This window comes from Sphingorhabdus sp. (assembly GCF_023910635.1).
Taxonomy (GTDB): domain Bacteria; phylum Pseudomonadota; class Alphaproteobacteria; order Sphingomonadales; family Sphingomonadaceae; genus Sphingorhabdus_B.
The window spans coordinates 1-2,119 of record NZ_JAAVVZ010000071.1 but is presented as its reverse complement, the minus strand read 5'-3'; the positions used below and the strand labels follow the sequence as shown (position 1 = coordinate 2,119).

Here is a 2,119-nt window from a genome sequence, read left to right as displayed (position 1 = left end):
GGAGATCAACGCCGACCGCGCATCGTCGGTGACGGGCAGGGGGCGTTCCAATATGGCTTCTGCACGGGTCAGCAGCGTGGCCAAAGCAGCCTCATCCAAACGTTGCAGCACCATGACTTGCGTGCGCGACAGCAAGGCGGCGTTGAGCTCGAACGAGGGATTTTCGGTCGTTGCACCGACGAGCGTGACCACGCCGCTTTCCACAAAGGGCAGGAAACCGTCCTGTTGTGCGCGGTTGAAGCGGTGGATTTCGTCCACGAACAGCAATGTCTGCTTGCCCGTTCTGGCCATTGCCTCTGCCTCGGCAAAGGCTTTTTTGAGATCGGCCACGCCCGAGAACACCGCCGAAATCGGCTTGTAATGCATGTCCACCGCGTCGGCCAACAATCGGGCGATGCTGGTCTTACCCGTGCCGGGTGGTCCCCACAGGATCATCGAGGATAATTTGCCCGCAGCAACCATGCGGCCAATCGCGCCATCTGGACCCGTCAGATGTTCCTGACCGATGACCTCATCCAATTTGGCAGGCCGAAGCTTGTCCGCAAGCGGGGCGTTTTCGGGCGTAGATGCGGGAACTATTGCGGTGTCGCCAAAAAGGTCGCTCATGGGAAGCGCCCGTTCCGCCGTGCGTCATGACATAAGCATAAGCGCTTTGGACAGGTTCCGGATCGCGCCCGCCCGTTTGGCAAGGGTTTAACGCGCGGCGGCCGCACGTGCAGCACGTTGGCGGATGAGGCGGATATAGGTGTCGGCGACGGTCTGGTTAATCGCATCCCAACTGAAATCGAGAGATCGTTGTTCGCCAGCATTGCCATGCCGCGCGCGCAAATCTGCGTCGGTGCAATAGAGTTGCAAACTGTCGGCAAATTTCTGGATTGCGCCCGGCGTGATCAGGCGGCCAGACACATTGTCATCCACCAGGCTTTGGCTGCCAGTGGCCTTGGCCGCAACAACGGGCATGCCACAGGCCATGGCCTCTAACGTGACATTGCCAAAGGTTTCGGTGACGCTTGGGTTGAACAGGATATCCATGCACGCAACCGCGCGGCCCAGATCCTGCCCCCCTTGGAAACCAACAAAACGGGCATGGGGCAGGCGGCTTTCAAACCAGCCACGTGCCGGGCCTTCGCCAATCACCATGACCTGATGTGGAACATTGCGACGGCGAAGCTGGTCAATCGCATCAGAAAAGACGTCAAGGCCCTTTTCCATGACCAAGCGGCCCAGAAAGCCGATGACGACGGGTTCGTCGGCTATGCCTTGCGAGCGCCGCCATGCAAGGTCCCGGCGGCCAGAGTTGAAAATGTCCCGGTCAACGCCACGTGACCAGATGTCGATGTCATAATTCATCCGTTGCTCGCGCAAAACCTGCGCAAAGCTCTCCGATGGCGCGACCAATGCGTCGCATTTGCGGTACAATCGGCGAAGCCAAGCCTCCACCAATGGTTCGGCGAAGGACATGTTGTAATAGCGGAAATAGGTTTCGAAGCGTGTGTGCACCGAAGACAGCACCGGCAGGTTGCGTCGGCGCGCCCATTTAACCGCCTGACGCGCAACGCGGTCCGGGCTTGCGATATGGACGACATTCGGAGCAAAGGCATCCAGATCGCGCCTTACTTTTGCCGATAGCGACACCGGAAGGCGATATTCCGGACGAAAGGGTATGGCGAATGATGGGACGCTGACGACGTCGCCTGTCGCGACAAAAGCAGGTTCATCAACCGTTGGGGAATAAACCCGCACCGATGCGCCCTGACGCAGCAGATAGCCTACGAGCCGGTTAAGGGCCTGATTTGCGCCATCACGGACATAATTATAATTGCCGCTAAAAAGCGCAATGCGAAGGTCGCTGGTCTGCATGGATGGGCTTTTATCGGCGGCAGCGCAAAATGCCAATGGGAATGGTGCATTTGGTGCGATATGCACTCAATATGATATTAAGTCAGATCGATGTTTTGCTTATTGGGAAACCCAAAGCGTTTCGCGCCGACGGCACGATGAGCGCCATGGCGCGCATTCCGGTGGAGCGACCGGTCTTCTTAGGCAAGAATGGCTTTGAGGGAGATCAAGTCGCCGATCCCATAGTGCACGGCGGCGCGGACAAGGCGGTGCATTTTTA

2 protein-coding genes and 1 pseudogene are annotated in these 2,119 nt (G+C 58.2%); 1 reads left to right on the top strand and 2 read right to left on the bottom strand.

Going from position 1 to position 2,119, the window contains the following annotated elements; all coding sequences use genetic code 11:
* On the bottom strand, nt 1–606 hold a 606-nt coding region (locus HEQ34_RS14220; RefSeq protein ID WP_296201565.1), incomplete at its 3' end, for an AAA family ATPase.
* A gap of 87 nt (nt 607–693) precedes the next feature.
* Nucleotides 694–1,860: a glycosyltransferase family 1 protein gene (locus tag HEQ34_RS14215; protein ID WP_296201563.1), complete on the bottom strand. Its 1,167-nt coding sequence runs from the start codon at nt 1,858–1,860 to the stop codon at nt 694–696.
* A 29-nt stretch (nt 1,861–1,889) separates the two neighbouring features.
* On the opposite strand from HEQ34_RS14215, the pseudogene HEQ34_RS14210 reads away from it, so the two are divergent.
* Nucleotides 1,890–2,119 (top strand): annotated as a pseudogene (locus HEQ34_RS14210) (hypothetical protein); the annotation flags it as partial.